This is a genomic window from bacterium (assembly GCA_036524115.1).
GTDB lineage: Bacteria > JAUVQV01 > JAUVQV01 > JAUVQV01 > DATDCY01 > DATDCY01.
In genome coordinates this window covers 1-25,641 of the sequence record DATDCY010000159.1, presented here as the reverse complement: position 1 = coordinate 25,641, position 25,641 = coordinate 1, and the positions used below count along the sequence as shown (strand labels likewise).

The following is a 25,641-nucleotide window of genomic DNA, read 5'->3' as shown; positions in this document are numbered from 1 at the left end:
GCGTCTCCGCCTCGGTCCCGGTCTCCCCCAAACCGCCGTCGGTGTCCCCGCGCCGTTCGTCACCGGTCTCGCGGGACGGCGCGTCCGAGCGAGCGGTCTGCGCTGCCATGCCTCCGGCGGCTGTTCCCGCTCCGCCCCCCGCGCCTTCATCCGCCGGCCCGGCGCCCGCCGCGCCCGCGCCGCGGTCGCCGCGACGCCGAGCCGGCCTGGGAATCCCCGCGGGAAAGAGCCGCTCGAAGTGCTCGTCGAAGGCCGGCACGTCGTCGAGGCGCTTGACGAGGGAGGCGCGCAGCGCGGCGCGCAGGTCGTCGCGCCGCCGGACGCCGACGGCGAGCGCCGCCCGGCCCGCGTCCAGGACCTCCGGCGTCGAGACCGGCGCGCCGCCGTCCCGCAGCGCCCGCCCGAGCGCGAGGATGCGCCGCTCCACTCCGGTCCCGGCTAGAGCCTGCCGCGCAGCACGGTGTCGATGTCGGCGGGGTCCTTGAGCAGGGCCCCGATCGTGTCGCGCACCACGTCGCGGTCGAGGCGGTCGGCGTGCAGCAGCGCCAGCGCCGCGGCCCAGTCGAGGGCCTCGGCGATCGAGGGGCGCTTGCGCAGCTGCAGCTCGCGCGCCTTGGCGACGAAGCGAGTGACCTCCGCGACGAGCTGTGCCGGCAGCTCCGGCTCGCGGGTCCGGATGATCTGCGCCTCGCGCTCCGGCGTCGGGTAGGCCAGCGGCTGGAAGAGGCAGCGGCGGCGCAGCGCCTCCGAGAGCTCGCGCGTCGCGTTGGAGGTGAGCACCACCGCCGGCCGTGTCGCCGCGCGGATGGTCCCCAGCTCGGGAATGCTCACCTGGAAGTCGGAGAGCACCTCGAGGAGGAAGGCCTCGAACTCCTCGTCGGCGCGGTCGATCTCGTCGATCAGCAGGACGCACGGCTCGGGCGAGAGGATCGCCGCCAGCAGCGGCCGCGGCAGCAGGAAGTCGCGGGTGAAGAAGACGTTGCCCTCGCGGCGCACGATCGCGGCCGCGTCGGCGAGCGACCCGGCCGTGCCGACCGCGCCCGCGATCGCATCGCGCAGGATCTGCGTGTAGAGCAGCTGCTTGCCGTACTCCCACTCGTAGAGGGCCTTGGCCTCGTCCAGACCCTCGTAGCACTGGAGGCGGATCAGCGGCGCCGCGAGCGCCGCCGCGAGCGCCTTGGCCAGCTCGGTCTTGCCCGTCCCGGCGGGGCCTTCCAGAAGCAGCGGCCTCCCCAGCCTTCCTGCGAGGAAGAGCGACACGGCGGTCGGGCGGTCCGCGAGGTAGCCCTGGGCGCGCAGGGCCCGCTCGAGCGAGCCGACGTCGGCGAAGATGGCGTGCACGGCGGGGCGATTGTACACCGCCGGGGGTGCGTCGCGTTGTTGACAACGCCGCGCGGGGGCGTCGATCATGGGGAATGGACGGCACGCGCGGCACGCGCCTCAAGCTGACGATGACCTCGCGCGCCTACCGCCTGCTGCTGCTGCACCCCGTCCGCCTGGTGCGGCGCCTGCTCGCGGAGCACGCCACCCCCCGCAGCCTCGCGGCCGCCGCGGCGCTCGGCATGTTCGTCGGCGCCCTGCCCGTGATCGGACTGCACACGCTGCTGGTCTACGCGCTGGCCCGGCGCCTGCGGCTGAACCGGCTGATGGCCCTCGGGGCGAACCAGCTCGGCATGCCGCCGTTCGTCCCGGCGCTCTGCATCGAGACCGGGTACTACCTGCGGCACGGCGAGTTCCTCACCGAGATTTCGATGCGCACGCTCGGGCGCGAGGCGCTGGACCGCTTCTGGGAGTGGCTGATCGGCGCGTTCACGCTCGGCCCGGTGCTGGCCCTCACCGTCGGCGGCGCGATCTGGATGCTCGCGGCGCTGGTCCAGCGGCGAGGGGCGGGGGACGCGGACGGCGGGCCGGGCGCAGGCGCGGAAGGAGAAAGCGGGAAGGCGACCACGGCCGGGCAGCCATGAGCGGCCGCGACCGCCTTCCCGGTGCCCGCCCCCATTGACGGGTCCAGCGCACGATAGCGCCGTGCCCCCCCGGTTCGACGTGACGCCCGTCACCCCATCGCGTGACGGGGTGTCGTCGACGCCCGGGGCGGGGCCGCGGCGGAGAAGTTGACAGGCGCGGCGGGAGGTCTACACTGCACCCATAGTGCTGCGGCGCACTCCAGGGAGGGTGGAACGCATGGATGTGCTGGCAAGGACCAAGGAACTCCTCGGGAGCATCGGGGACGTCGCCGAGTCGGGATCGAAGATCACGCGCTACAAGATCGAGGTGGCGAACCTCGATCGCAAGCTGGGCCTCGCGCTCCGCCGCGTCGGCGAGCGCGCCTGGCGGCTGCACACCGAGGGACGGTCGGACGTGCACGGCGACCCGGACGTGGCGAGCGCGTACGAGGAGGTCCGGCGGCTGCAGGCCCGCATGGAGGTCATCCGCCAGGACATCGAGCGCCAGCGCGCCAAGGCGGCCCAGGAGGCGGGGAGGGCGGCCCGCATGGTCAAGGAGGAGGCGGGGCGCGCCGCGGCGGCCGTGCGCGAGGCGGTGGGCGCCAAGGGCGCCGCCCGCAAGAAGAAGGAGACCTCGGACCTCCAGCCCTAGAGCCGGGGCGCTAGGCCCTTCCCGAGCGCCGCAGGTTCTCCCGGAACATCCGCGCGAAGTCCCGCACCGGCTGCGCAGTCTCCAGCTCCTCGAGCGTCCACGGCATCCGCCAGACCCAGTTCGGCCGCTCGGCAACCGTCCCCGGCACGTTCTGCTGATCCGGCACCTTGAAGAGGTCCTCCTGTGCCAGGACCAGGTAGCGGCTGGGCGTCGCGCACAGCAGCGCCACGACCGCGTTGTGCATCTCGCCATCGAGCGGCGCGGGCTCCCCGCCGCGGGGCGCCCCCAGCAGCCCGAGTTCCGCGAGCAGCGCGGAGAGCCTGCGGCGCTCGTCGCGCCGCGCCGCGAGCGCCGCCGCGTAGGCGTCGGCGGTGGGGAAGTGGCCGATCTCGCGCCGCGTCTCCAGGTCGTGCCCCGACCAGAAGCCCGCGAGCGTCGCCAGGTCGTGCGTCGTGATCGAGACCATCGCGTCCCGCGGGTACTCCGGGGGCCGGCGGTAGGCGCCGTCGGCGGCGCGCTCGAACCAGAGCAGCCGGCAGGAGCACAGCCCGGCCGCGGCCATCCGCTCGCGGAAGCCGTCGGGCACGATCCCGAGATCCTCGCCGATGACGACGGTGCGGTTGCGCACGCTCTCGAGGGCGACGATCCCGAAGAGCTCGTCCGCACGGTAGCGCACGTACGTCCCCGCCGACGCCGGCAGGCCCGCCGGGATCCAGTAGAGGCGCGCCAGGCGCATCACGTGATCGATCCGCAGCAGGCCGGCGTGGCGGCAGGCGCGGCGCACCTGCTCGCGGAAGGAGCGGTATCCTGCCGCGCGGTCGCGCCCGGGATCCGGCGGCGGGAAGCCCCAGTCCTGCCCGGCCGTGTTGAAGTCGTCCGGCGGCGCCCCCACGCGGGCCCCGCGCGCGAACAGCTGCTGCTGCGCCCAGGCGTCCGCGCCGTGCTCGTCGACCGCCATCGCCAGGTCGTGGTAGTACCCGAGCGCGAGCCCCGCGGCGCGCGCGTCGCGGTCGAGGCCAGCGAGCTGCTCGTCGAGCTGCCACTGCAGGTACTGCCAGAAGAGGACCTCCTCCCGGCGCTCGGCCAGGAACGCGCGCGCGCCGGCGGCGTCCGGGCTGCGGTACTCCTCCGGCCAGAGCCGCCAGGACCAGGGGGCTGCGCCGCCGGAGCCGAAGTGCGCTTCGATCGCGCGGAAGAGCGCGAAGCGCTCCAGCGCCGGCCCCTCGGCGGCCAGGAAGTCCTCGAACGCCCGGCGCCGCTCGCTGGCGCCCGGGCGGTGCCAGGCGTCGGCGAGGAACTGATCGAAGAGCGCGCGCAGCGCGCGCAGCTTGAAGCGGTCCGCCGCGTCGTACGGGACGTGCTCCGCCGCCCGCAGCCGCGCGAGCAGGCCGCCGCCGTGGGCGAGGAGGCGGCGCGCCGGGGCGCTCGCCGCCAGCTCGGGGATGTCCTCGAGCGCCAGGTAGATGTGGTTGCGGAAGAGGCTGGACAGGGGCAGGTACGGGCTGTGGTTGTACGGGTAGCGGTTGCGCGTGGCGTGCAGCGGGTTGATGCCGATGAACGAGACGCCCAGCTCGCGCACCGCCCAGCGCGTGAGCTGCCGCAGGTCCGCCAGGTCGCCGACGCCGGCGTTGCGCGCCGAGCGCAGCCCGTAGAGTGCGACGCCGAGCCCGCCGGCGCACGCGCCGTCCTCGTGTCCCGGAGGCGTCCAGCAGCGGTCCGGGCAGGCGATGAGGGGGATCTCGCCGCCGAGCACCTCGCGCCCGTCGCGCCGGGCCGTGACGCGCAGCGTGTGGTAGCCCAGCGGGAAGGGCCCGGGAAGGGGGACGTCGAAGCGGTCCCAGACGCCGCTGCGGTACCGGCGCGTCCCGGCGCGCGATATCTCGCCCCCGCCGAAGGTGGCGCCGCGGCGCGCGCCGCCTTCCTCGATCAGCTCGACGGTGAAGGCCGGCACGCTCCGGCCGCCCTCGCCCGGGGCACCCGTCCCGCGCGGCAGCGCCGCCGGGAAGCGCTCGGGGGGCGACGCGGCGCTGACGACCAGCACCGGCGGGAGGGGCTCGCACCACGCGGCCTCGGCCGTCTGCGCCAGGGTCCGGCGCGCGGCCGACGGCGGCTCCGCGCAGAGCCCCATCGCGGCGAGGATGCCCGCAACGGTCCGTTCCTCGGCAAGGTGGATCCCGCCCCAGTTGTCGCGCCACGACGCCTCGATGCCCGCGGCGGCCGCGAGCCTCTCGAGGGGGGAGGTCCCCATTTCTCCTACCCCGCGAGCGGCTGGAGGACGACGGCTGCCAGCGGCGGCAGCGTGAGCGCCGCGGACTGCGCGAACCCGTGCATCGCCACCGGCTCGGGCACCACGGTGCCGCCGTTGCCGAGGTTGCCCCCGCCATAGAGCGCCGCGTCCGTGTTGAGCGCCTCGCGGTAGGGGCCGGCGCACGGCAGCCCGACGCGGTAGGCGCGGCGCGGCACCGGCGTGAGGTTCAGCGCGACGACGACGTGCCCGCCGGAGCGGTCGCGGCGCACGAACGAGACGACGCTCTGCGCGGCGTCCTGGCAGTCGATCCAGGCGAAGCCCTCGGGGTCGTGGTCCAGCTCCCAGAGCGCCGCGGTGCCGCGGTAGAGGCGGCCGAGGTCCTCGATGAGCCGCAGGACGCCGGCGCGCGGCGGGTCCTGCGCCAGGTGCCACTCCAGGCCGCGGTCGTGGTCCCACTCGCGGTCCGGCGCCAGCTCCGAGCCCATGAAGAGCAGCTTCTTGCCCGGGTGCGTCCAGTGGTACGCCATGAGCAGGCGCAGGTTCGCGAACTGCCGCCAGCGGTCGCCGGGCATCTTGCCGAGCAGCGAGCCCTTGCCGTGCACGACCTCGTCGTGCGAGAGCGGCAGCACGAAGTTCTCGGTGTAGGCGTAGAGCATCGAGAAGGTCAGCTCGTTGTGGTGGTGGGCGCGGTGCACCGGGTCGCGGTGAAAGTAGTGCAGCGTGTCGTGCATCCAGCCCATGTTCCACTTGAAGCCGAAGCCCAGCCCGCCGAGCCACGTCGGCAGCGAGACCGCCGGCCAGGCCGTGGACTCCTCGGCGACCGTGAAGCACCCGTCGTGCAGCGCGTACACCAGCTCGTTGAGGCGGCGCAGGAAGGCCACCGCGTCGAGGTTCTCGCGGCCGCCGTAGCGGTTGGGGATCCACTCGCCCTCGCGCCGGCTGTAGTCGAGGTACAGCATCGAGGCCACGGCGTCCACGCGCAGCGCGTCGACGTGGAAGACCTCCAGCCAGAAGAGGGCGTTGGCGAGCAGGAAGTTGGCGACCTCGTTGCGGCCGAAGTTGAAGATCAGCGTCCCCCAGTCGGGGTGCTCGCCGAGCCGCGGGTCCTCGTGCTCGTAGAGCGCGGTGCCGTCGAAGCGGCGCAGGCTGTGGTCGTCGCGCGGGAAGTGTCCGGGTACCCAGTCGAGGATCACGCCGATCCCCGCCTGGTGCAGGGTGTCGACCAGGAACTTGAAGTCATCCGGCGTCCCGAAGCGGCTCGTCGGCGCGTAAAAGCCCGTCACCTGGTAGCCCCACGAGGCGTCGAAGGGGTGCTCGGCGACGGGGAGCAGCTCCACGTGCGTGAACCCGAGCCGGCGCACGTGCTCGGCGAGGCGCGGGGCGATCTCGCGATACGTCAGCCACTCGCCCGCTTCCCCGCCGCTGCGCATCCAGGAGCCGAGGTGGACTTCGTAGATCGCCAGCGGTCCCGAGCGCGGCTGGCGCTGCGCGCGCTCCGCCATCCAGGCGGCGTCGGCCCAGGGATAGCGGCCGTGCTCGAAGACGAGGCCGGCGGTCTTGGGCCGCAGCTCCGCGGCGAACGCGAGCGGATCGGTCTTGAGGCGCAGCGCGCCGTCGGCGGCCGCGATCTCGTAGCGATACAGCGCCCACTCGCCGATGCCGGGGATGAACAGCTCCCAGACGCCGGAGCCGCCGAGCACGCGCATCGCGTGGACGCGCCCGTCCCAGGCGTTGAACTCGCCGACGACGCTGACGCGGCGCGCGTTCGGCGCCCAGACCGCGAAGGCCACGCCCGCGACGCCGTCGAGGACGCGCGGGTGCGCGCCGAGCACCTCCCAGAGCCGCCGGTGCGAGCCCTCGCCGATCAGGTGCAGATCCAGCTCCCCGACCGTCGGCAGGAAGCGGTAGGGGTCGTCGCGCTCGAGCGAGCCGCCGTCGGGGAAGCCCAGGCGCAGGCGGTAGACGGGCGGCGTCTCCCCGCCGGCGAGGCGCGCGGCGAAGAGGCCCGCCTCGTGGACGCGGGCCATGGCCAGCGGCGGGCGGCCCTCGACGAGGACCTCCGCGGTCGCGGCGCCGGGGTGGAAGCAGCGGACGATCCAGTCGCCCGGCGTCCCCGGCGCGCGGTGGACGCCGAGGATGCGGTGCGGGTCGTGATGGCGGCCCGCGAGCAGCCGACGCAGATCGCGGTCGGCGGGGCAGAGCGGGTCGGCCGCGGCGCGCGCGCCCATGGCGTCAGCCCAGATCCGCGCGTACGCGCGGATCCAGCAGAGCAGCAGGCATTTCAATCACTGTGAATCGAATCAGACTAGGTGACATGTCTGCCTCCATCGATCCGCGCGTTACGCGCGGATTTGGGGTCAGCCGGCGCGGTAGCGGGCCGCGCCCTCCTCGTAGAGGTCGTGGCCGTGCGCGTCGTCGATGACCACGAGCGGGAAGTCCTCGACAACGAGGCGGCGGACGGCCTCGGTGCCGAGTTCCTCCCAGGCGACGACCTCGGCGGCCTTGATGCGCTGGGCGAGCAGCGCGCCGGCGCCGCCGGTGGCCGCGAAGTACACGGCGCCGTGGCGCACGATCGCCTCGCGGACCTCCGCGGAACGGCTGCCCTTGCCGATCATCCCCCGCAGGCCGGCGGCCAGCAGCGCCGGCGTGTAGGAGTCCATGCGGCCGCTCGTCGTGGGGCCGGCCGAGCCGATCGGCTGGCCGGGGCGCGGGGGCGTCGGGCCGACGTAGTAGAGCACCTGGCCCTCGATGGGGAAGGGCAGCGGCTGGCCCTTCTCGAGCAGCGCGATCATGCGCGCGTGGGCGGCGTCCCGGGCGGTGTAGACCGTCCCCGAGAGCAGGACCTGATCGCCGGCGCGCAGGGAGGCCACTGCCTGGGGCGTCAGCGGCGTCGTCAGGCGGATGGCGGCGTGGGCGTCGGTGCTCACAGCAGCTCCTCCCGGTGGCGGTGCGAGTGGCAGTTGATGTTGACGGCGACCGGCAGGCTCGCGATGTGGCAGGGGTGGGTCTCCACGTGCACGGCGAGCGCGGTGACGTTGCCGCCGAGGCCCCCGGGGCCGATGCCGAGGCGGTTGATGTCGGCCAGCAGGTCGCGCTCGAGCTGCGCGAAGTCCGGGTCGGGGTTCGGCGCGCCGAGCGGCTCCCGCAGCAGCGCCTTCTTGGCGATGAGCGCGCACAGCTCGAAGGTGCCGCCGATCCCCACGCCGACCACGACGGGCGGGCAGGGGTTCGAGCCCGCCTTCGCGACGGTCTCCACGACGAAGCGCCGCACCCCCTCGCGCCCGTCGGCGGGACGCAGCATCGTCAGGCCGCTCATGTTCTCGCTGCCGCCGCCCTTGGGGGCGACGGTGATGCGCAGGCGGTCGCCCGGCACGGTCGTCTCGTGGATGATGGCGGGGGTGTTGTCGCCGGTGTTCACGCGGCGGATCACGGGCGGCGACACCACGGAGGCGCGCAGGTAGCCGTCCTTGCAGCCCTTGCGCACGCCGGCGTGGACGGCCTCGCGCAGGTCCCCGCCGGTGACGTGCAGGTCCTGGCCGCGCTCGAGGAAGACCACGGTCAGTCCGGTGTCCTGGCAGAGCGGCACGCCGGAGCGGCGCGCCAGCTCGGCGTTCTCGAGCAGCTGGCCGAACACGTCGCGGCCGGCTGGGGAACTCTCGCAGGCCGCGCCCTTCTCGAACGCCGAGACGACGTCCGCCCCGAGCAGCGTGTTGGCCTCGACGAGGAGCCGCGCGACGCTCTCGCTGACCGCCCGTGCGCTGATCTCTCTCACGTCCGTCCGTCCTTCCCGGTTAAACCGTTGATTCGCGTGAGGAAAACGTCGCCTCGCACGGAAGACCGTACCACAGACCGTGAGGGATTACACCACGTGCCCCTCGATGGCGCCGCTCTCGCGGAGGCCGCCATCGTGCGATCACTGCGCGCGTCCGGGCGGCGAGAACCTACGCCGGGCTTCCTAGAGTCGCCGCGCGACCAGTTCCTCGTCGCCAATCGCCTGCGCGGACACCTGGCGCGCCCCGTCGGGCCCCTCGACGACCATGGGCACCGCGCCCGCGGCGCGCGCGTCGCTGTAGCGGGCGCAGATCGAGGCGACGAGCGCGAGGTCGGCCTCGTCCGCGGCGCCGCCGACGATCGCCACCGGGCCGGGCACGCCGTTGGTGCGCACGACGGTGTCGCCGGGGGCGCGCAGCGCCAGCAGCGCCTTGTTGTCCACGTCGTTCTTGCCGACCGTCGCCTTGACGCCCTCGCGGATGCGGAACTGGCGGCCGATCTTGAGCAGCGCGAGCGCGTGCGCGTCCGGCTCGGGCCCGTGCTCGAAGAGATCGCGCAGCCGCCGCGAGAAGTTCGGGTCCGTGAGCAGGCAGCCGCCGGCCGGCGTCGGGTACCCGGTGATCCCCCAGCGCGCGGCCAGCTCGAACTGCCGCTTGCGCGAGCGTCCCTCCAGGTCGAGCAGGCGCGCGCGGTCGATGCGGCCGTCGGTCTCGGGCACCGTGGGCTCGAGGCGCCGCGCCGAGAGCGGGCGCAGCACGAAGCCGCGCCGCCCCGAGAGGTTCGCGACGCGATTGAGCGAGCGCAGACTTTGCGACATCGGACGCTCGTTGAGCACCTCGCCGGTGAAGAGCAGGTCGAAGCCCTCGGCGTCCATGACCTCGCCGGCGATGCGCAGCATCAGCGCGTGGCAGTCGATGCAGGGGTTCATGTGCGCGCCGTAGCCGCTGGGCGGGTTGCGCGCCATCGCCAGGTGCGGCGCCGTGATGTCGCGGACGATGAGCGGGAACCCGACGATGCGCGCGGCCGCCTCGGCCTTCTCCGCGCCGAAGAACGGTGTCACGAAGCTGATCCCCGTGACCGCGACGCCCTGCTCCATCAGCAGGCGCGCCGCGAGCATCGAGTCGAGCCCGCCGCTGATGAGCCCGAGCGCCCGCGTCCGCCGCCGATCCGTCATGGTCCCGCCACCCTTCCCGCGTTCCGGGAGGCGCCATTGAAACAGAAAGCGCGGCGGATTGACACCTCGCGCGCAGCGCGGCGTACAATCATCCCATGCCCATCTACGAGTACCGCTGCCCGGCCTGCGGCAAGAGGAGCAGTCGGATCTGGATGCGGCTGCCGTCGACGGCGGACGAGGCGGCGCTGGCGTGCCCGGCGTGCGGCGCCGCGAAGCTCGGGCGCCTGTTCTCGCGCTTTGCCAGCCCCAAGTCCGAGGAGCGCCGCCTGGAATCGCTTGGGGACGATCCGGCGCTCGCCGGGCTCGACGAGAACGACCCGCGCGGCATGGCGCGGATGATGCGTCGCCTCGGCGAGGAGAGCGGCGAGCCGCTCGAGGGCGAGGACGCCGAGATGCTCGCGCGCATGGAGGCCGGCGAGATGCCGCCGGAGGACGAGGGCGGCGCGGATGGCGAGTCCGGCGCGGCGTCCGGGACCGGCGGCGAGGCCTAGCCGGCGTCGCGGACGAAGTGGGGCATCCCCTCCGGCAGGGGGACCGAGACCTCGACGAACCCCGCGAACGCGCCGTCCCGGAACCACGGCGCCTGGTGGATGAGCCAGCGTCTTCCCTTCTTCTCGATGGTGTAGGTGTTCGCCCGCCCCTCCCGCAGCAGCGCCACCAGCTTCGAGCGCGCCGGCTCGGGGTGGCAGTCCAGCGCGCTCGTGCCGATCAGCGCCTTCCCGCCGGACTTGGCGAAGGTGCGCGCCGAACGCTCGTTCATCGCGACGATGATCCCGGCGGCGTCGCAGACCGTGACCGCCATCCCGACCGTCTCGACCCACTCGTGCTCGCGCATTCCGCGCTCCCCCCGTCCCCGAAACAATCCGCGGCGCGCCCATCCTGCGCCCGCTCCCCGGCCGGCTGACGCGCCGGGGAGCAGGCGTCGCTCATCTCACCAGCGGGTCGGGAAGATCCCCTCCACGCAGATGATGTAGTTGATCCCGAGGTACGGCGGCATGTTCGGGTGCGGCTGGCTCCCGCCGGTTGCAGAGACTGCCGCGCCGGAGAGCGTGGCGTTGGGCGAACCCGCCGCATAGAGGTTCCTGCCCGCCGCCTGCACCGCGCCCGCGGGGGAACTGGTGGTCCCGGCGGCGTTCAGGGCCTGCAACTGGTGCGTGTGGGCCGGCATCTGGTTGGAAGTGAGCGCGACCGACTCCGTTCCGGCCACTTCCCCCAGGTCGTGGGGGCTCAGCCCCGGTCCCTGGCCGATCCCCACCGGGAAGCGCCCGCGCAGGTCGGGAAGCGCGAAGGTCGTCGTCCCGTTGCCGCCGTAGGTGGTGCCGAGGATCGAAAAGAGGGCGGTGTGCTGGACGATCTGGAGCAATCGCCCGTCGCAGAAGAACCACGGCCACGGTTCGAAATTGCCCGCGAACATCTGGATCTGGCCGAGGGTGCATTCCTGGGCCGAGGCCCGTGCGGGGGCCAGGACTGCTGCTGACGCCACAATGGCGGCGACCGCGAGCAGGGCGGCGAAGCGTATCGTCTGCTTGCGCATGGCTGTCTCCTTGATGCTCGTTGTCGCGTTCACGGCATGACGCAGATGGCGTACACCGCGACCGGGTCCGCGGCGACCCCGAGCGCGTCCTGGCAGAGCACGACCCAGCGGTCCACGCCGCCGACCGTCTCCGGGTGGCCGCCGATGAAGAATCCGCTCGCGGCGCAGTCGCCGCCGCCCGCGAGGATCCTGTGTGTCGCGTCGCTGCACGCGGCATAGTTCTGCGCCGGCGCCGCCAGGCTGACCACGTAGCGCTTGTTCAGGTCGAAGCCCTGCGCGCCCGGATCGCCCTTCGCCCCCGTCGGCCCCTGGGGGCCCTGAGGTCCCGTGGGTCCCTGGGCCCCTGTGACCCCCGCCGCGCCGGTCGCCCCGGCTGGTCCCTGCGGCCCGGTCACCCCCGTTGCCCCGGTCGGCCCCGTTGTCCCCTGCGCTCCCTGCGGCCCGGTGGGGCCCGTGGCGCCCGTGGCACCGGTCGACCCCTGACCGGCGAGCAGCGCCCAGAATGAGGGGGACAGGTCGGGCTGATTGCCGACGTTTGCATTCTGGAGGCTGATGAAGCTCGAACCCGCGAAACCGACCGCGTCTCCCATCGCGTACGTGGTCCCGGCGCTCCAGGCACCCAGGAACGTCACCGGCGGTCCCTGGAGACCCTGCGGTCCCTGCACGCCCTGGGGGCCGTCCGGCCCCGTGGCTCCCGTCGCGCCTGTTGTTCCCGCCGGCCCCGCCGGCCCCGTGGGCCCCGTCGACCCCACGGGTCCCGGGGCTCCGGCTTCATTCCAGAAGGAGTACGCAGCGGCGCGCAGCAGGGTGCGGCGGCCGAGGCTGACGAAGCGCAACCGGCCCGCGTCGTAGACCTCGGTCTCGATCCAGTACTGCTGCGAGAAATCCAGCCCGTCGAGACCGTTGGCCCGGGTGTCGCCGAGTCGGGTGGCGACCGCGGCGTTCACGAGGGGAATCCGTTTGGTTTCCGCGAAGACCCGGGTTCCGGCGCTCTCGGCGTCCCAGAGGCTGAACCTGAAGCGGTAGGCGGCCGGGTAGGCGAGCGTGGTGACGCGCCGGTACGCGATCACCTTCAGGACCGGGACCGCCCAGGCGGGCGACCAGGCCGAGCCGATTGCCAGCGCCGCCACCGCGGCGGTGAGGACCTTTCTCATCGAGCACCTCCCGAGATGTTTTCCGGCACCATACCACGGGCGCCCGCGATTGCGCGGCGCCACAATGTATACTGCCGCGCATGCCTGACGCCGCGCCCCCCGCCGCCGACGAGCGCCGCCGCGTCTACCGCCGGCTGCTCGGCTACCTGCGCCCGTATCGCGGGCGCATGGCGCTGGCCTTCTTCTCGATGATGCTCTTCGGCGCGCTCGACGGCGCCATCCCGCTGCTGCTCAAGCACATCTTCGACGACATCTTCGGCGACCACAACCGCCGGATGCTCTGGGTGCTCACGGGGCTCATCGTCGGGCTGGCGCTGCTGCGCGCCCCCTTCGGCTTCCTCCAGCGCTACCTCTCGGCTTCGGTGGGCCTGCGCGTCGTGCGCGACCTGCGCAACGACGTGCACCGCCACCTGCTGACGCTCTCGGAGTCCTGGTTCGCGCGGCGCGCCAGCGGGGACGTGCTCTCCGGGGTCGCCTCCGACACGGTCTTCGTGCGCAACGCCCTGGTCGAGGCCTCGGTGACGGTCGTGCGCGGCGTCTTCCGCGTCATCTCGCTCGTGGCCGTCGCCTTCTGGCTCGACCCGCTGCTGGCGACCTTCAGCCTCGTCGGCCTGCCGCTCTCGCTCTACCCGCTCTGGCGCTTCGGTCGCAAGGTGCGCAGCTACAGCCGCAAGGGCCAGAGCCAGACCGGCGACCTGACGTCCCTGCTGCAGGAGAGCATCCTCGGCCACCGCGTCGTGCAGGCCTTCGGGCGCGAGGAGTACGAGCGCCGGCGCTTCGAGGCTGAGAACGCGCGCATGACGCGCACGTGGGAGAAGGCCGAGAAGTACGCGGCGCTCGCCTTCCCGACCACCGAGGTCGCCGCCAGCGCCGCCATCGCGCTGGTGGTCGTCTACGGCGGGCTGTCCGTGATCAGCGGCGCGCGCCAGCAGGGGGAGTTCCTGGCCTTCATCACCGGGATGTTCCTGCTGTACGACCCGCTGAAGAACCTCGGCCGCGTCCACAGCACGATCCAGATGGGCGTCGCGGCCGGCGAGCGGCTCTTCGAGCTGCTGGACGCGCCCCCGGAGATCGTCGACCGCCCCGGGGCGGTGCATTTCGGAGACCGCGACCCGGCCGCGCGCACGCGGGTCGAGTACCGCAACGTGACGTTCCACTACCCCGGGGAGGCCGGCGCCCGCGAGGCGGACCTCGAGGACGGCGAGGGCGCGCCGCCCGCGCTCGACGACGTCTCGCTCACGATCGAGCCGGGGCGCACCCTGGCGCTGGTCGGGATGAGCGGCGGCGGCAAGACGACGCTCGCGCACCTGCTGCCGCGCTTCTATGACCCGACGGCGGGCGCGGTGCTCGTCGGGGGCGTGGACCTGCGCGACTACCACGTCGGTTCGCTGCGCGCGGCGATCGCTCTGGTCGGCCAGCACGCCTTCCTCTTCAACGACACGGTGCGGGCCAACATCCGCTACGGGCGGCTGGAGGCCACCGACGCCGAGGTCGAGGCGGCCGCCCGCAGCGCCTGCGCCCACGACTTCATCGCCGGCATGCCGCAGGGGTACGACACGGCGATCGGCGAGCAGGGACTGCGCCTGTCCGGGGGCGAGCGCGCGCGGATCGCGATCGCGCGGGCGCTGCTGAAGAACGCGCCGATCCTGATCCTCGACGAGGCGACCGCGGCGCTCGACAGCGCGTCGGAGCGCCTGGTCCAGACGGCGATCGAGCGGCTCATGGCCGGGCGCACGACGCTGGTCATCGCGCACCGGCTCTCGACGATCCGCAACGCCGACGAGATCGCGGTGATCGAGCACGGGCGCGTGGTCGAGCGCGGCACGCACGACGAACTGATCGCCCGCGGCGGGGCGTACGAGCGGCTCCACCGGTTGCAGTTCCGCGGATGAGCCCCGTGAGAGTCCTCCGCGCCTGCCTCGTCGTGCTCGCGGCGGCCGCGCTCATGGGCGCGGCGGCGCCGCGGCCGGCCGAGTGGGCGCAGCCGATCGCCCGCGAGGGCGTCCCCAACCTGTTCAAGGTCACCGACACCCTCTACCGCAGCGCGCAGCCGACGGCCGCGGGGATGAAGAGCGTCGAGGCGCTGGGCGTCCGCACGGTCATCAACCTGCGCGCATTCCACTCGGATGCCAAGGAGGTCGAGGGTACGGCGCTGCTGAACGAGGAACTCAGCGTCAAGACCTGGCACCTCGAGGACGAGGACGTCGTGCGCGTGCTGCGCCTGCTCAGGGATCCCGCGCGCGGCCCCTACCTCGTGCATTGCCAGCACGGGGCGGACCGCACGGGGACGATGATCGCGATGTACCGGATGGTGGTCCAGGGCTGGCCGCGGGAGAAGGCCATCGACGAACTGGTCAACGGGGGCTACGGCTTCCATCCGGTGTGGCGGAACATCCTCGCGTACCTCGGGCAGGTCGACGTGGGGAAGATCCGCGCCGCCGTGGGGCCGTGAGCGCGACGGGAGGCGGCATGGCGCGCGAATCGTCGGGTTCCGGTCCGATCCTGGTCCTTTCCGCCGCGGCCGGCGCCGGCCACGTCAGCGCCGCCGAGGCCCTCGTCGCCGCCTTCGGGGAGGCCGGCGCCCCGGCCCGGCACGAGGAGGTCCTGCGCCTGACCAACCCGCTCTTCAAACGGCTCTACGCCGACCTCTACCTCGAGCTGGTGAACAAGCAGCCGGACCTGCTCGGCTTCGCGTACAACTCCCTCGACAAGCCGTGGAAGTACCAGAAGCGACGCCTCGCGCTCGACCGGCTGAACACGGGGCCGCTCAAGGCCATGCTCCGCAGGGAGCGGCCCGCGCTGGCGGTCTGCACGCATTTCCTGCCGGCGGAGATCCTGCTGCACCTGCGGCGCAAGGGTGACCTGGACATGCCCGTGGGTGTCGTGGTCACCGACCTGGACGCCCACGCGCTGTGGCTCTACCGCGGGGTCGACTGGTACTTCGTCGCGCGGGAGGAGACGCGGGTCTACCTCGAGCGGCTGGGCGTGCCGCGCGAGTCGGTGCACGTGACGGGCATCCCCGTCCACCCGGAGTTCGGCAGGCCCCGCCGGAGGCGGGAGGCGCGCGTCGCGCTCGGCCTGGACCCGGATGCGGCGACGATCCTCGTCGTCGCCGGCGGCTTCGGCGTCGGCCCGATCGAGTCGATCGTGCGCGAGGTCTGCGCGGTGGGCCTGGCGGCGCAGGTGGTCGTCATCTGCGGGAAGAACGCGCGGCTGGAGGCGCGCCTGCGCGAGGCGCCGCCGCCGGGCGCGCCGCTGACAGTGGTCGGGTTCACGCGCGCGATGGCCGAGTGGATGGCGGCCGCGGACCTGTTCGTCGGCAAGGCGGGCGGCCTGAGCAGCGCCGAGGCGCTGGCGCGCGGCCTGGCGCTGGTGATCGTCAACCCGATTCCCGGGCAGGAGGAACGCAACGCCGATCATTTCCTGGAGGAGGGCGTCGCCATCCGCTGCAACAACCTCCCGGCGCTCGGCTACAAGATCGAGACGCTCCTTCGGGACGCGGCGCGCCTCTCGCGGATGAGCGCCAGGGCGCGGGAAGTCGGCCGGCCCGGGGCGGCGGCCGGGATCGTCTCGATCGTCCTCGAGGACACCGGTCGGTGCTAGGGCGGTGACGTCAACGCGGCGGCCCGGCCGCCTGCGTCACGACGTGCCACTTCGGCCGCAGCACGCTGCGCCGGAACTCCTCGAGCGGGGCCTCCACGGCGCGGCCCTCGCGCTCCTGCCCGTCGAGGAAGAGCAGCAGGTCGGTCTGCTGCGCGTCGGTGCCGTACTCCTGGTCGAACTGCCGGGCGATCCCGTTCGCCGGCACGACCGGCCGGCCCAGCACGGTGCCCAGCGCAAAGCGCAGGCCGCGGTAGCCGGGGCTCGGTTCGTAGGCCTTATAGACCAGCTCCGTGCAGACCAGGGCGTCGTCCGTGAGGAAGTCGAAGTCGAAGTCGTACGGCCGCCCGCTGTAGCCGAACGCCCGCAGCAGCGCCTCTGCGATCTCGACCGGCTGCAGGCGCGGGCGCAGCACCGCCAGCGAGTCGCAGGACGCGGAGTGCTCGATGGTCGTGAAGACGACCCCCTCGCTCATCGCCTCGAGCACGCGGGGGGCGTGGCCCGCCTCCTGGGCACGGACGGCGAGTGCGTAGGCCGCGGGGTGCCGCCGCTCGAGCAGCTTCTCGAGGTCGCCGTCGGCGCCGCCGCGGGCACGGACCCAGGCCTGCACCTGCGGGCCGCCGAAGAAGGAGCGGCGCTCCGCGGGCGTCCCCACGTACAGCGCGGCGTGCGGCCAGAAGCCGGGCAGGCCGACGTTCGAGAGGTACCACTCGCGCCGCTCGAGCAGGATGTCCCCGGGCCGCAGCGCCGGTTGGAGGCTCCGGATCTGCTCGTGCGTCACGAGGTCGGTGTGCCGCCGCTTGACCTTGGTGTCGCCCATCCACTCGGAAACGCCGGCCTGCACCGGGAACCAGGCGGCGTACCCGCCGTCGGCGACCACGGCGAGGACGTTCTTAGCGGTGAGGAGCTGGCCGTCCCACGCGCCGATCGCGAGGATCCGCGCCTCGTCCTCCGCGATCCCGTCGTCGAGCGGGGCAGGGGACGGGTCGGCGGGCAGCGCCTTCGCCACGGAGGCGAGCACGCCGCAGCGGGCCGCGGCCGCGACGTTCAGGAACATGAACTTGTAGCGGGCGTAGCTGTCCTCCGCGAGGCCCAGGTCCGGCACCGGGTCGTTGAGGATGGGGGCGAGGGCCGGATTCGTCTCGGCCAGGCCGATGAACTCCAGCGCGAAGCGGTAGCGGGCGAGGAAGGCCGCCCGCTCGACGGCGAACGCCTGCGCCCGGGCGCTCCCTTCGAGTCGGTGGAACGATTCGTAGAACCTGCCAAGCGAGTCGAGGGCCAGCGTGGCGTCGAGCATCGACTTCCAGGCGCCGACGATCTCCTCGCGGGCCTGCCGCCCGGGCATCCGCAGGGCGGACGCGGCCGGCGGGAAGAGGTCGGGTCGCGAGCGCGCGAAGCCGACGGTGGCGCGCAGGCGCTCGCGCAACCGGTGCACCTGACGGGCGTCGTCGGCGATCCGCGCGGACAGCTCTGACGGCGGCAGCGCCGAGACCGTCGCGGGTTGCTCGGCGCCCGCATGCGCCGGCAGGGAGCAGAGCAGGCAGAGCAGGGCTGCCGCGATCTTTCCGCTCATGGCGCTCACACGATCAGCCGGCGCACCATCGCGCGGACACCGGCGACGTAGCCGACGGCGGCGAAGACGCCGAGGTACGCGCCGCTTGCCGCCAGCGGCAGCGAGGGGCTCCCGAGGGCGACCGAGCGCGCGAGGTGCACGAGGTGGGTCAGCGGCAGGCACCAGGCGAGCCGCTGCGCCCAGAGCGGGAGCTGCTCGAGCGGGAAGAAGGTCCCGGAGAAGAGGAACATCGGCGTCACCACGAGGAAGACGGGCAGGTTGAAGGCCTCGATGTTCGGCAGCGTGCCGGTGAAGACCATGCCGAAGGCGGCGAACGCGAGGCCCCCGAGCGCCGCGACGGGCAGCAGCAGCAGCGCGTCGGGCCAGCGCAGCAGGCCGAAGGGGGCGAGCGCGGCGCACATCGCCGCCGTCGTGATCAGCGCCCGCGTCGCGCCCCAGAGGACCTCGCCGGTCACGATCTCCTCCATGGACAGGGGCGTGGCGAGGATGCCGTCGAAGGTCCGCTGGTAGTGCATGCGCACGAAGGAGGCGTACGTGGTCTCGAAGAACGCCGCGTTCATCACGCCCGCGGCGACGATGCCGGGCGCGAGGAACTCCAGGTAGCCGACGCGCGCACCCTGCCAGGTGAGCGCGCCGATGAGGCCGGCGAGGCCAAGGCCGAAGGCGGCGACGTAGAGCAGCGGCTCGAGCAGCGGCGGGAGGAAGCCGATCAGCCACGTCTTGCGCCAGACGGTGGCGTCGCGCTGCCAGACGCGCCAGCACCGGGAGGTGACGCGCGGGATCAGCATGCTGTTTCCGTGCGGGCTGCGGGGTCCTGTCGCTGCGCACCCCCGTCGGTGCTCGCTCGGAGCTGCGCGCCGCCGGGGGTCCCCCGCTCCGCGCCACCCCTCCGCCCAGCCAGTGCCCAGGCAGCCGGGGCTCTCGACAGGCGGACGTTGCTCATTCCCGCAGGTCCCTCCCCGTCAATCTCAGGAAGACGTCCTCGAGGGTCGCGGGGCGCAGCAGGCACTCGCCGTCGCAGAAACGCTTGGTGATCTCGCGATAGAGCTCCTCGCCATCGGCGGCGTAGACGATGAGCCGGTGGCCGAGGTCGTCGACGCGCAGGCCGCGCTCGGCCGCGAACTCGCGCAGCCCCGGCGAGGGGTCCGTGACCTCGACGACGCTCGCGCCGGCGTGCTCGCGCACCAGCTCGCGCGGCGCCCCCTCGACGAGGATGCGCCCGCGGTCCATGATGACGAGGCGCGTGCACAGCCGCGCCGCTTCCTCGAGGTAGTGGGTGGTCAGGAGGATCGTCAGCCCGCGCCGCCGCAGCTCGGAGAGCCGGTCCCAGAGCGCGTGGCGACTCTGCGGGTCGAGGCCGGTCGTCGGCTCGTCGAGGATCAGCAGCTCGGGATCGTTGATCAGCGCCCGCGCCAGCATCAGCCGCCGCACCAGCCCGCCCGAGAGCGCGGCCACGTGCGCTTCCCGCCGCGCCTCGAGCGCGATGAACTTCAGCAGTTCGTCGGCCCGCCGCCTGGCCGCCTCGCGCGGGATGCCGTAGTAGCGCGAGTAGACGAGCAGGTTCTCCGCGATCGTCAGGTCCGGGTCGAGGGTGTTGCCCTGCTGGCAGACGCCGAGCCGCGCCTTGATCGCCGGCAGGTCGCGCCGGACGTCGAGACCGAAGACGCGCAGCTCGCCGGCGGTGAGGGGGGTGAAGCCGTAGGCCATGCGGATCGTCGTCGTCTTGCCGGCGCCGTTGGGGCCGAGGATGCCGAAGCACTCGCCGCGCTCGACGCGCAGGTCGATCCCGTCGACGGCCGCGAGGTCACCGTAGCGCTTGGTCAGCCCCGCCGCCTCGATCACCCCCGTCTCGCTCATGGACACAAGGTAACGCATCCGGCCGGCGCCGGGGAGAGCCTCGTCGCTCGCAAGGCCCCGACGTCCCGGAGGCGGGCCGCGGCCGCACACGGGGCCCGGCCTGCATTCGTCCGTCGCGGTGGGCCTGTCGTTGACAAACGCCCTCGGGTTTTCGACAATTCGCGCACGGCACTGTCAAGCGCGAGGGTTGCGAGACAACCGATGCGTGTCGAGATTGGCGGGCAGTATCCCGAGCCGGCGCCGTCGCCCCACCTGACGCCGGCCCATTTCCGGCGCGGCCGGCTTTCGGCCGACGCGGTCTTCAGCGGTTGAGGAGGAACCCATGGAGAAATCTCGGGACCGTGCCACCCAGCAGATGATCGCCAAGGCGGCTGAGGAAGGGCTCTCGTTGACCTGGGACCGCTACCAGAAGCAGTTGCCGCAGTGCGGCTTCGGCGAGACCGGCCTCTGCTGCCGCCACTGCCTGCAGGGCCCCTGCCGCATCGATCCCTTCGGCAACGGCCCGCGCGAGGGCGTCTGCGGGGCGACCGCCGACACGATGGTCGCGCGCGGACTCTGCCGCGCGATCGCCGCGGGGACGGCCTCGCACGGCGGCCACGCCAAGCACCTTGCGCACACGCTGAGGCTGGTCGCCCGCGGCGAGGCGCCGGACTACGCGGTCCGCGACGAGGCCAAGCTGCGGCAGGTGGCGGCGCGGCTGGGGATCGCCGGCGCGGGGGACGCGCCGGTCGCGGAGCTCGCGGGCAAGGTCGCCGACGTCGCGCTCGCCGAGTTCTCCGAGAAGGAGACGCCGCTCGCCTGGGCCGCGACGACGGTCACGGCCGGCCGCGTCGCGGCGTTCGCGAAGCTCGGCGTCGTGCCGACCGGGATCGACAGCGCCGTCTCCGAGATGATGCATCGGACCACCTACGGCGTGGATGCCGACCCGGTGAATCTGCTGCTCGGCGGCGTGCGCTGCGCGCTGGCCGACTTCGCGGCCTGCCACCAGGCCGCGGACCTGGCCGACATCCTCTTCGGCACGCCGCAGCCCGTGGCCACCCGCGCCAGCCTCGGCGTGCTCAACCGCGACGCGGTGAACGTCGCGCTGCACGGCCACAGCCCGCTTCTGAGCGACATGGTGGTGCTGGCGGCCGGGGACGCGGACCTCGTCGCCAAGGCCCGGGCCGCCGGGGCCTCGGCAGGGATCAACATCGTCGGCATCTGCTGCACGGGTAACGAGATCATGGTGCGCCACGGCATCCCGATGGCCACCAGCTCGGTCTCGCAGGAGACCGCGATCGTGACCGGCGCGCTCGACGGCATGGTCGTCGACTACCAGTGCGTGATGCCGGCGCTGGCCGCCGCCGCGGAGTGCTACCACACGCGGGTGATGACGACCATGCCGATCGCCAAGATGCCCGGGGCCCTGCACGTCCCGTTCGAGGAGAAGAGTGCCCGCGCCTCGGCGCGCCGCGTCATCGAGGAGGCGATCGCCGCCTTTGGCAGACGCGACCCGAGGAAGATCGCGATCCCCGCCGTCGAGCACCCTGCGATCGCCGGCTTCTCGGCGGAGGCGATCCTCGGCGCGCTGGCCAAGGTCGACGCCCGGGACCCGCTCAAGCCGCTGATCGACAACATCGTCGCCGGCACCATCTACGGGGTCTGCCTCTTCGCCGGCTGCAACACCGCGAAGATCACCCAGGACGAGAACTACCTCGAGATGGTCAAGGAGCTGGCGGCGAAGAACGTGCTGATCCTGGCCACCGGCTGCGCCTCCGGCGCGTTCGCGCGCGAGGGCTTCATGTCGCCGGCGGCCACCGAGCGCTACGCGGGGCCGGGGCTCAAGGCGGTGCTCACGGCGGTGGGCACGGCCGCCGGCCTGGGCGGCCCGCTGCCGCTGGTGCTGCACATGGGATCGTGCGTCGACAACTCCCGCGCCGCCGACGTCGCGGTCGCCGTGGCCAACAAGCTCGGCGTGGACCTCGACAAGCTGCCGGTGGTCGCCTCGGCGCCCGAGCCCGTCTCCGAGAAGGCCGTCTCCATCGGCACGTGGGCCGTGGCCGCCGGGCTGCCGACCCACCTCGGCCTCGTGCCGCCGGTGGTCGGGAGCGCCACGGTCACCGGCGTCCTCACGGGCGCCGTCAAGGACCTGCTCGGCGGCTGGTTCATCGTCGAGCCGGACCCGCACAAGGCGGCCGCCGCGCTGCTGGCGGCGATCAGCGAGCGCCGCGTGGGCCTCGGCCTCTCGGCCTAGGGGCGGGAGGGCGCGCGATGAACCGGATCTACCTCATCCAGGAGCGGTGCACCGGCTGCAAGAGCTGCGAGATCGCCTGCGCCGTCCAGCACTCGAAAAGCAAGACCCTCTTCGGGGCGATCGCCGAGCGGCCGGCGCCGGCCAGGCGGCTCTTCGTCGAGGAGGCGGAAGGACGCCGGATGCCGGTGCTCTGCCGGCACTGCGAGGAGGCGCCGTGCGTGGCGAGCTGCATCGCCGGCTGCCTCTACGTGGACGCCAAGGGCTACGTGCGCCGCCACAAGGAGCGCTGCATCGGCTGCTGGAGCTGCATCATGGTCTGTCCGTTCGGCGTGGTCACCCGCGACGCGGTTGCCCGCATCGCCGTCAAGTGCGACCGCTGCCACAAGCTCGACGTCCCGGCCTGCGTCGCCGCCTGTCCGACGCGGGCGCTGCAGCTGCGGGAGGTCGACGAGCTGCCGGCGGAGGTGCGCCGCACCGTCGTGCTGCGCGAGAGCGGCGCGCGGAGCGCGTCATGAGCCACGCGATCGCCGGCGGGGGCATCGCCGCCCTGGCGGCCATCCGCGCGATCCGGCGCGTGGACGCGGCGGCCAGGATCACGCTGGTCAGCGCCGAGGACCCCTGCTGCTACTTCCGGCCGATGACGCCGCTGGTCGTGCGGGGCGAACGGCGGCCCGAAGATCTGCGCCCGGAAGCCGACGCGCTCGCCGGCGTGCGGGTCGTCACGGGGCGGGCGACGTCTCTGGACGCGGCGGCGCGGGTGCTCGGCGTCGAGGGCGGCGAGCGGATCCCCTACGAGCGGCTGCTGATCGCGACGGGGAGTTCGCCGTGCGTGCCCGAGATCGCCGGGGTGGGCGAGCCCAACGTCCACTATCTGCGGACGCTCGCTGACGCCCTGGCGCTGCGCGAGGCCGCGCGGCCGGGGGCGGCGGCGGTGGTGCTCGGCGGCGGGTTCGTCGGGATCAAGACGGCGGAGGCGCTGGCGCAGCGCGGCGTGGCGGTGACGGTCGTCGAACGGGAGGGGCAGATCCTGCTGCCGCGTCTCGACGCCGCGGGCGCGGCGTTGGTCGCGGCGGCCCTGGAGGCGCGGGGCATCGCGCTTGCCCTGCGGGACACCATCGCCGAGATCCTGCCCCGGGGGCGGGGCGTCCGGCTGGCGTCGGGGCGGGCGCTCGCGAGCGATTTCGTGTGCATCGCCGTTGGCGTGAGGCCGAGCGTCGCCTGGCTTGCGGGCAGCGGCGTGGCGGTGGAGAAGGCCGTCGTCGTCGACGAGCGCGGACAGACCTCGCTTCCCGGGGTCTACGCCGCGGGCGACGTCGCGCAGATCCGCGATCCGGTCAGCGGGCGCAGCGTCGTCAGCGCCCTCTGGACGAACGCCGTCCAGATGGGTCGCGTCGCCGGGACGAACATGGCCGGCGGGACGGCGGCGTGGGCCGGCGGACCGGAGGTCTTCAACGCCGCGGAGATCGAGGGGGTGCCGATGGTGTCCGTGGGCGAGGTCCTCGCGGAAGGGGAGCGGGCGCACCGCGTGCGCCGCGGCCCGGTCTACCGCAAGCTGGTCCTCGACGGCGACGTGCTCTCCGGCGCGATCTTCCTCGGCGAGGTGCGGAACGCGGGCGTCTACAGCGCGCTGATCGCGGCCAGGACGCCGCTCGGCAGGCTCAAGGACAAGGCGCTGGCGGGCACCCTGACCTATGCCGACGTTGCGCTCGGTCGCTGACGCGGAGCGCGGGGAGCGGGAGCGGGCTACCCGGTCTTGAGCCCCGCGAGAACTTCCTCGAGCATCTTCTTGGCGTCGCCGAACAGCATCCGGTTGTTCGCCTTGTAGAAGAGCGGATTGTCGACGCCCGCGTAGCCCGAGGCCATGGAGCGCTTCATGACGATCGACGTCCTCGCCTTCCAGACCTCGAGCACCGGCATCCCCGCGATCGGGCTGGACGGGTCTTCCTGCGCCGACGGGTTGACGATGTCGTTTGCGCCGATCACCATCGCCACGTCGGTCTCGGGGAACTCCCCGTTGATCTCGTCCATCTCGAAGACGATGTCGTAGGGGACCTTCGCCTCCGCGAGCAGCACGTTCATGTGCCCGGGCATGCGCCCCGCGACCGGGTGGATCGCGAACCGCACGTCGATGCTGCTGTCGCGCAGCAGGCGCGTGATCTCGTTGACCACGTGCTGGGCCTGGGCGACGGCCATGCCGTAGCCCGGGACGATGACCACCCGCCTGCTCTCGCGCAGCAGCGCGGCCGTCTCCGCCGCCGTGATCGGCGAGACCTCGCCGCCGGTCACGGCCTTGGCGGCCGCCGCGGCGCCGCCCTCGGTCCCGAAGCCGCCGGCGATGACGGCGAGGAACTTGCGGTTCATCGCGCGGCACATGATGGCGCTGAGGATCGCGCCCGAGGAGCCGACGAGCGCGCCGGTCACGATGAGCAGGTCGTTCGAGAGCATGAAGCCGGTGGCCGCCGCGGCCCAGCCGGAGTAGCTGTTGAGCATCGAGACGACCACCGGCATGTCGGCCCCGCCGATGGCGAAGACCATGTGCAGCCCGAAGAGCAGGGCCAGCACCGTCATCGCCGCCAGCGGCGTCAGGCCGGCCGCCACGTCCGGCGCCGCCGTGAAGCGCCAGCCGAGGACGGCCGCGGCGACCAGCAGCCCGAGGTTCAGCCAGTGGCGCGCCGGCAGCAGCAGCGGCCTGCCGCCGATCCGGCCGCTGAGCTTGCCGAAGGCGATGACCGACCCCGAGAAGGTCACGGCGCCGATGAGGACGCCGAGGTACGTCTCGACCAGGTGGATCGTCCGCTCGGCGCCGGTCAGGTGCGCGCCGGGGTCGAGGTAGTTCGCGTAGCCCACGAGCACCGCCGCGAGCCCGACGAAGCTGTGGAGGATCGCCACCAGCTCCGGCATCTGCGTCATCCGCACGCGCGCCGCCAGCACCGCGCCGACGACCGAGGCGATGGCCACCGCCCCCGCGAGCAGGCCGAACGGCGCGGCGCTGCCCCCGCCGACGAGCAGCTCCCGGTACGCGAGGTTGAGGATCGTCACGCCGACGGCGATCGTCATGCCGACCATGCCGTAGGCGTTGCCGCGCCGCGAGGTCTCGGGGCTCGAGAGCCCCCCGAGGCTGAGGATGAACAGGACCGCGGCCGCGATGTAGCCGGCCGTCACCACCCCCTGGGCCATTGCGGGCGTCATCGCTAGCGTTCCTTCCGGAACATCGCGAGCATGCGCTGGGTCACGAGGAACCCGCCCGCGACGTTGATGGTGGCGATGAGCCCCGCGACGAGCGCGAGCCCCGCGATGAGCGCGCTGGGCGAGGTCACCTGGAGGATCGCGCCCACGACGATGATGCCGCTGATGGCGTTGGTCACGCTCATCAGCGGCGTGTGCAGCGCCGGCGTGACGTTCCAGACGACCATGTAGCCGACAAAGCACGCCAGCACGAACACGGTCAGGTGGGCGAGGAACGCCGGCGGGGCGACGAGCCCGAGCCCCAGCAGCGCGAGGCCGGCCGCGCCCATGCCCAGGGCGAGGCGGGCGAGGCCGCGCCGCCCGCAGCCAAGCCGGCCGCAATGCCGGCCAAGGCGCCCAAACATGGCGAGGCGAGCGCTCCGGCTTCCGCCACGCGCACCGCGGTCATGTTCGGCATCGGCGCGCTCATGTTCCTGCTGGTCGGCCTGTACGCGCCGGCCACGTTCCTGTCGCACTTCACCGTGTTCGTGCTGGCGTGCTTCGTCGGCTACATGGTGGTGTGGAACGTCACGCCGTCGCTGCACACGCCGCTCATGAGCGTGACCAACGCGATCTCGTCGATCATCGCGATCGGCGCGCTGATCCAGGTGGCGCCGCCGCTCACGGGGCCCGCGGCCGACCGGCCGGCGCAGCTGATCCTCGGCATGGCCGTGTTC

23 protein-coding genes and 2 pseudogenes are annotated in these 25,641 nt (G+C 73.2%); 10 read left to right on the top strand and 15 right to left on the bottom strand.

Features of this window, described 5'->3' with window-relative positions:
• Positions 1–427, bottom strand: a 427-nt coding sequence (locus VI078_07895; GenBank protein HEY5999209.1) for a hypothetical protein, incomplete at its 3' end; no start/stop codon positions are given.
• A gap of 11 nt (positions 428–438) precedes the next feature.
• Positions 439–1,341: a MoxR family ATPase gene (locus VI078_07890; GenBank protein HEY5999208.1), complete on the bottom strand. Its 903-nt coding sequence runs from the start codon at positions 1,339–1,341 to the stop codon at positions 439–441.
• Between the two features lie 74 nt (positions 1,342–1,415).
• Here VI078_07890 and VI078_07885 point away from each other — a divergent pair, with 74 nt between their 5' ends.
• A complete protein-coding gene (locus tag VI078_07885) occupies positions 1,416–1,964 on the top strand; it encodes a DUF2062 domain-containing protein (protein ID HEY5999207.1) in 549 nt (182 codons plus the stop codon).
• Between the two features lie 217 nt (positions 1,965–2,181).
• Positions 2,182–2,595: a hypothetical protein gene (locus tag VI078_07880; GenBank protein HEY5999206.1), complete on the top strand. Its 414-nt coding sequence runs from the start codon at positions 2,182–2,184 to the stop codon at positions 2,593–2,595.
• Between the two features lie 10 nt (positions 2,596–2,605).
• On the opposite strand, the gene malQ is transcribed toward VI078_07880, so the two are convergent.
• From malQ to VI078_07855, 5 genes are all read right to left on the bottom strand, one after another.
• Complete coding sequence (gene malQ / locus VI078_07875; GenBank protein HEY5999205.1) at positions 2,606–4,843, bottom strand: 4-alpha-glucanotransferase; 2,238 nt, start codon at positions 4,841–4,843, stop codon at positions 2,606–2,608.
• A gap of 5 nt (positions 4,844–4,848) precedes the next feature.
• Positions 4,849–7,071, bottom strand: a complete 2,223-nt coding sequence (glgB, locus tag VI078_07870) for a 1,4-alpha-glucan branching protein GlgB (GenBank protein HEY5999204.1) — start codon at positions 7,069–7,071, stop codon at positions 4,849–4,851.
• Between the two features lie 129 nt (positions 7,072–7,200).
• Entirely contained in the window at positions 7,201–7,770 is a 570-nt protein-coding gene (locus VI078_07865; GenBank protein HEY5999203.1) for a Fe-S-containing hydro-lyase, read from the bottom strand.
• Positions 7,767–8,615, bottom strand: coding sequence for a fumarate hydratase (locus VI078_07860; protein HEY5999202.1), 849 nt, complete (start codon positions 8,613–8,615; stop codon positions 7,767–7,769). The genes VI078_07865 and VI078_07860 overlap by 4 nt, the downstream gene beginning before the upstream one ends.
• A gap of 183 nt (positions 8,616–8,798) precedes the next feature.
• A complete protein-coding gene (locus VI078_07855; protein HEY5999201.1) occupies positions 8,799–9,788 on the bottom strand; it encodes a hypothetical protein in 990 nt (329 codons plus the stop codon).
• Positions 9,789–9,883: 95 nt separating this feature from the next.
• Between VI078_07855 and VI078_07850 the strand changes: the two genes are divergently transcribed.
• Positions 9,884–10,279, top strand: a complete 396-nt coding sequence (locus VI078_07850) for a zinc ribbon domain-containing protein (GenBank protein ID HEY5999200.1) — start codon at positions 9,884–9,886, stop codon at positions 10,277–10,279.
• On the opposite strand, the gene VI078_07845 is transcribed toward VI078_07850, so the two are convergent.
• The 3 genes from VI078_07845 to VI078_07835 all read right to left on the bottom strand — a co-directional run bounded on the left by VI078_07845 (position 10,276) and on the right by VI078_07835 (position 12,476).
• Positions 10,276–10,623, bottom strand: a complete 348-nt coding sequence (locus VI078_07845) for a PAS domain-containing protein (GenBank protein HEY5999199.1) — start codon at positions 10,621–10,623, stop codon at positions 10,276–10,278. The genes VI078_07850 and VI078_07845 overlap by 4 nt on opposite strands.
• 96 nt (positions 10,624–10,719) lie before the next feature.
• The gene (locus tag VI078_07840) at positions 10,720–11,202 is read right to left on the bottom strand and encodes a tail fiber protein (protein ID HEY5999198.1); all 483 of its coding nucleotides are present in this window, start codon (positions 11,200–11,202) and stop codon (positions 10,720–10,722) included.
• A gap of 149 nt (positions 11,203–11,351) precedes the next feature.
• Positions 11,352–12,476, bottom strand: coding sequence for a hypothetical protein (locus VI078_07835; protein HEY5999197.1), 1,125 nt, complete (start codon positions 12,474–12,476; stop codon positions 11,352–11,354).
• An 80-nt stretch (positions 12,477–12,556) separates the two neighbouring features.
• Between VI078_07835 and VI078_07830 the strand changes: the two genes are divergently transcribed.
• Genes VI078_07830 through VI078_07820 form a run of 3 tightly spaced genes read left to right on the top strand, consistent with a single transcriptional unit; the run spans position 12,557 to position 16,079 of the window.
• Positions 12,557–14,368: an ABC transporter ATP-binding protein gene (locus VI078_07830; GenBank protein HEY5999196.1), complete on the top strand. Its 1,812-nt coding sequence runs from the start codon at positions 12,557–12,559 to the stop codon at positions 14,366–14,368.
• 5 nt (positions 14,369–14,373) lie between these two features.
• Positions 14,374–14,928: a tyrosine-protein phosphatase gene (locus VI078_07825; GenBank protein ID HEY5999195.1), complete on the top strand. Its 555-nt coding sequence runs from the start codon at positions 14,374–14,376 to the stop codon at positions 14,926–14,928.
• Positions 14,929–14,945: 17 nt separating this feature from the next.
• Positions 14,946–16,079 (top strand): glycosyltransferase, encoded by a 1,134-nt coding sequence (locus VI078_07820; GenBank protein ID HEY5999194.1) that lies wholly within the window; start codon positions 14,946–14,948, stop codon positions 16,077–16,079.
• 10 nt (positions 16,080–16,089) lie between these two features.
• Here VI078_07820 and VI078_07815 read toward each other — a convergent pair whose 3' ends face one another.
• The 3 genes from VI078_07815 to VI078_07805 form a co-directional block, all read right to left on the bottom strand.
• On the bottom strand, positions 16,090–17,649 hold the full coding sequence (locus VI078_07815; GenBank protein ID HEY5999193.1) for a YiiX/YebB-like N1pC/P60 family cysteine hydrolase: 1,560 nt from the start codon (positions 17,647–17,649) through the stop codon (positions 16,090–16,092).
• 5 nt (positions 17,650–17,654) lie between these two features.
• Complete coding sequence (locus VI078_07810; GenBank protein ID HEY5999192.1) at positions 17,655–18,437, bottom strand: ABC transporter permease; 783 nt, start codon at positions 18,435–18,437, stop codon at positions 17,655–17,657.
• A 151-nt stretch (positions 18,438–18,588) separates the two neighbouring features.
• Positions 18,589–19,506 carry an ATP-binding cassette domain-containing protein gene (locus tag VI078_07805; GenBank protein ID HEY5999191.1) on the bottom strand — a complete coding sequence of 306 codons (918 nt, stop codon included), beginning with the start codon at positions 19,504–19,506 and terminating at the stop codon, positions 18,589–18,591.
• 322 nt (positions 19,507–19,828) lie between these two features.
• Between VI078_07805 and cooS the strand changes: the two genes are divergently transcribed.
• Genes cooS through VI078_07790 form a run of 3 tightly spaced genes read left to right on the top strand, consistent with a single transcriptional unit; the run spans position 19,829 to position 23,456 of the window.
• Positions 19,829–21,739: an anaerobic carbon-monoxide dehydrogenase catalytic subunit gene (gene cooS / locus VI078_07800; GenBank protein ID HEY5999190.1), complete on the top strand. Its 1,911-nt coding sequence runs from the start codon at positions 19,829–19,831 to the stop codon at positions 21,737–21,739.
• 17 nt (positions 21,740–21,756) lie between these two features.
• A complete protein-coding gene (locus VI078_07795) occupies positions 21,757–22,254 on the top strand; it encodes a 4Fe-4S dicluster domain-containing protein (protein HEY5999189.1) in 498 nt (165 codons plus the stop codon).
• Positions 22,251–23,456, top strand: a complete 1,206-nt coding sequence (locus VI078_07790) for an FAD-dependent oxidoreductase (GenBank protein HEY5999188.1) — start codon at positions 22,251–22,253, stop codon at positions 23,454–23,456. The genes VI078_07795 and VI078_07790 overlap by 4 nt, the downstream gene beginning before the upstream one ends.
• Positions 23,457–23,482: 26 nt before the next feature.
• Here the strand turns inward: VI078_07790 and VI078_07785 are convergent, their stop codons facing one another.
• Positions 23,483–24,916 (bottom strand): NAD(P)(+) transhydrogenase (Re/Si-specific) subunit beta, encoded by a 1,434-nt coding sequence (locus VI078_07785; protein ID HEY5999187.1) that lies wholly within the window; start codon positions 24,914–24,916, stop codon positions 23,483–23,485.
• A 14-nt stretch (positions 24,917–24,930) separates the two neighbouring features.
• A pseudogene (locus VI078_07780) lies at positions 24,931–25,266 on the bottom strand (proton-translocating transhydrogenase family protein).
• Positions 25,267–25,281: 15 nt separating this feature from the next.
• On the opposite strand from VI078_07780, the pseudogene VI078_07775 reads away from it, so the two are divergent.
• Positions 25,282–25,641 (top strand): annotated as a pseudogene (locus VI078_07775) (proton-translocating transhydrogenase family protein).

Coding starts and splice junctions, on each gene's coding strand:
- VI078_07810 (HEY5999192.1), bottom strand. CDS start 18,437: ATGCTGATCCCGCGCGTCACCTCCCGGTGCTGGCGCGTCTGGCAGCGC.
- VI078_07850 (HEY5999200.1), top strand. CDS start 9,884: ATGCCCATCTACGAGTACCGCTGCCCGGCCTGCGGCAAGAGGAGCAGT.
- VI078_07830 (HEY5999196.1), top strand. CDS start 12,557: ATGCCTGACGCCGCGCCCCCCGCCGCCGACGAGCGCCGCCGCGTCTAC.
- VI078_07815 (HEY5999193.1), bottom strand. CDS start 17,649: ATGAGCGGAAAGATCGCGGCAGCCCTGCTCTGCCTGCTCTGCTCCCTG.
- VI078_07835 (HEY5999197.1), bottom strand. CDS start 12,476: ATGAGAAAGGTCCTCACCGCCGCGGTGGCGGCGCTGGCAATCGGCTCG.
- glgB (HEY5999204.1), bottom strand. CDS start 7,071: ATGGGCGCGCGCGCCGCGGCCGACCCGCTCTGCCCCGCCGACCGCGAT.
- VI078_07805 (HEY5999191.1), bottom strand. CDS start 19,506: ATGAGCGAGACGGGGGTGATCGAGGCGGCGGGGCTGACCAAGCGCTAC.
- VI078_07795 (HEY5999189.1), top strand. CDS start 21,757: ATGAACCGGATCTACCTCATCCAGGAGCGGTGCACCGGCTGCAAGAGC.
- cooS (HEY5999190.1), top strand. CDS start 19,829: ATGGAGAAATCTCGGGACCGTGCCACCCAGCAGATGATCGCCAAGGCG.
- malQ (HEY5999205.1), bottom strand. CDS start 4,843: ATGGGGACCTCCCCCCTCGAGAGGCTCGCGGCCGCCGCGGGCATCGAG.
- VI078_07790 (HEY5999188.1), top strand. CDS start 22,251: ATGAGCCACGCGATCGCCGGCGGGGGCATCGCCGCCCTGGCGGCCATC.
- VI078_07785 (HEY5999187.1), bottom strand. CDS start 24,916: ATGGCCCAGGGGGTGGTGACGGCCGGCTACATCGCGGCCGCGGTCCTG.
- VI078_07855 (HEY5999201.1), bottom strand. CDS start 9,788: ATGACGGATCGGCGGCGGACGCGGGCGCTCGGGCTCATCAGCGGCGGG.
- VI078_07840 (HEY5999198.1), bottom strand. CDS start 11,202: ATGTTCGCGGGCAATTTCGAACCGTGGCCGTGGTTCTTCTGCGACGGG.
- VI078_07880 (HEY5999206.1), top strand. CDS start 2,182: ATGGATGTGCTGGCAAGGACCAAGGAACTCCTCGGGAGCATCGGGGAC.
- VI078_07885 (HEY5999207.1), top strand. CDS start 1,416: ATGGACGGCACGCGCGGCACGCGCCTCAAGCTGACGATGACCTCGCGC.
- VI078_07845 (HEY5999199.1), bottom strand. CDS start 10,623: ATGCGCGAGCACGAGTGGGTCGAGACGGTCGGGATGGCGGTCACGGTC.
- VI078_07820 (HEY5999194.1), top strand. CDS start 14,946: ATGGCGCGCGAATCGTCGGGTTCCGGTCCGATCCTGGTCCTTTCCGCC.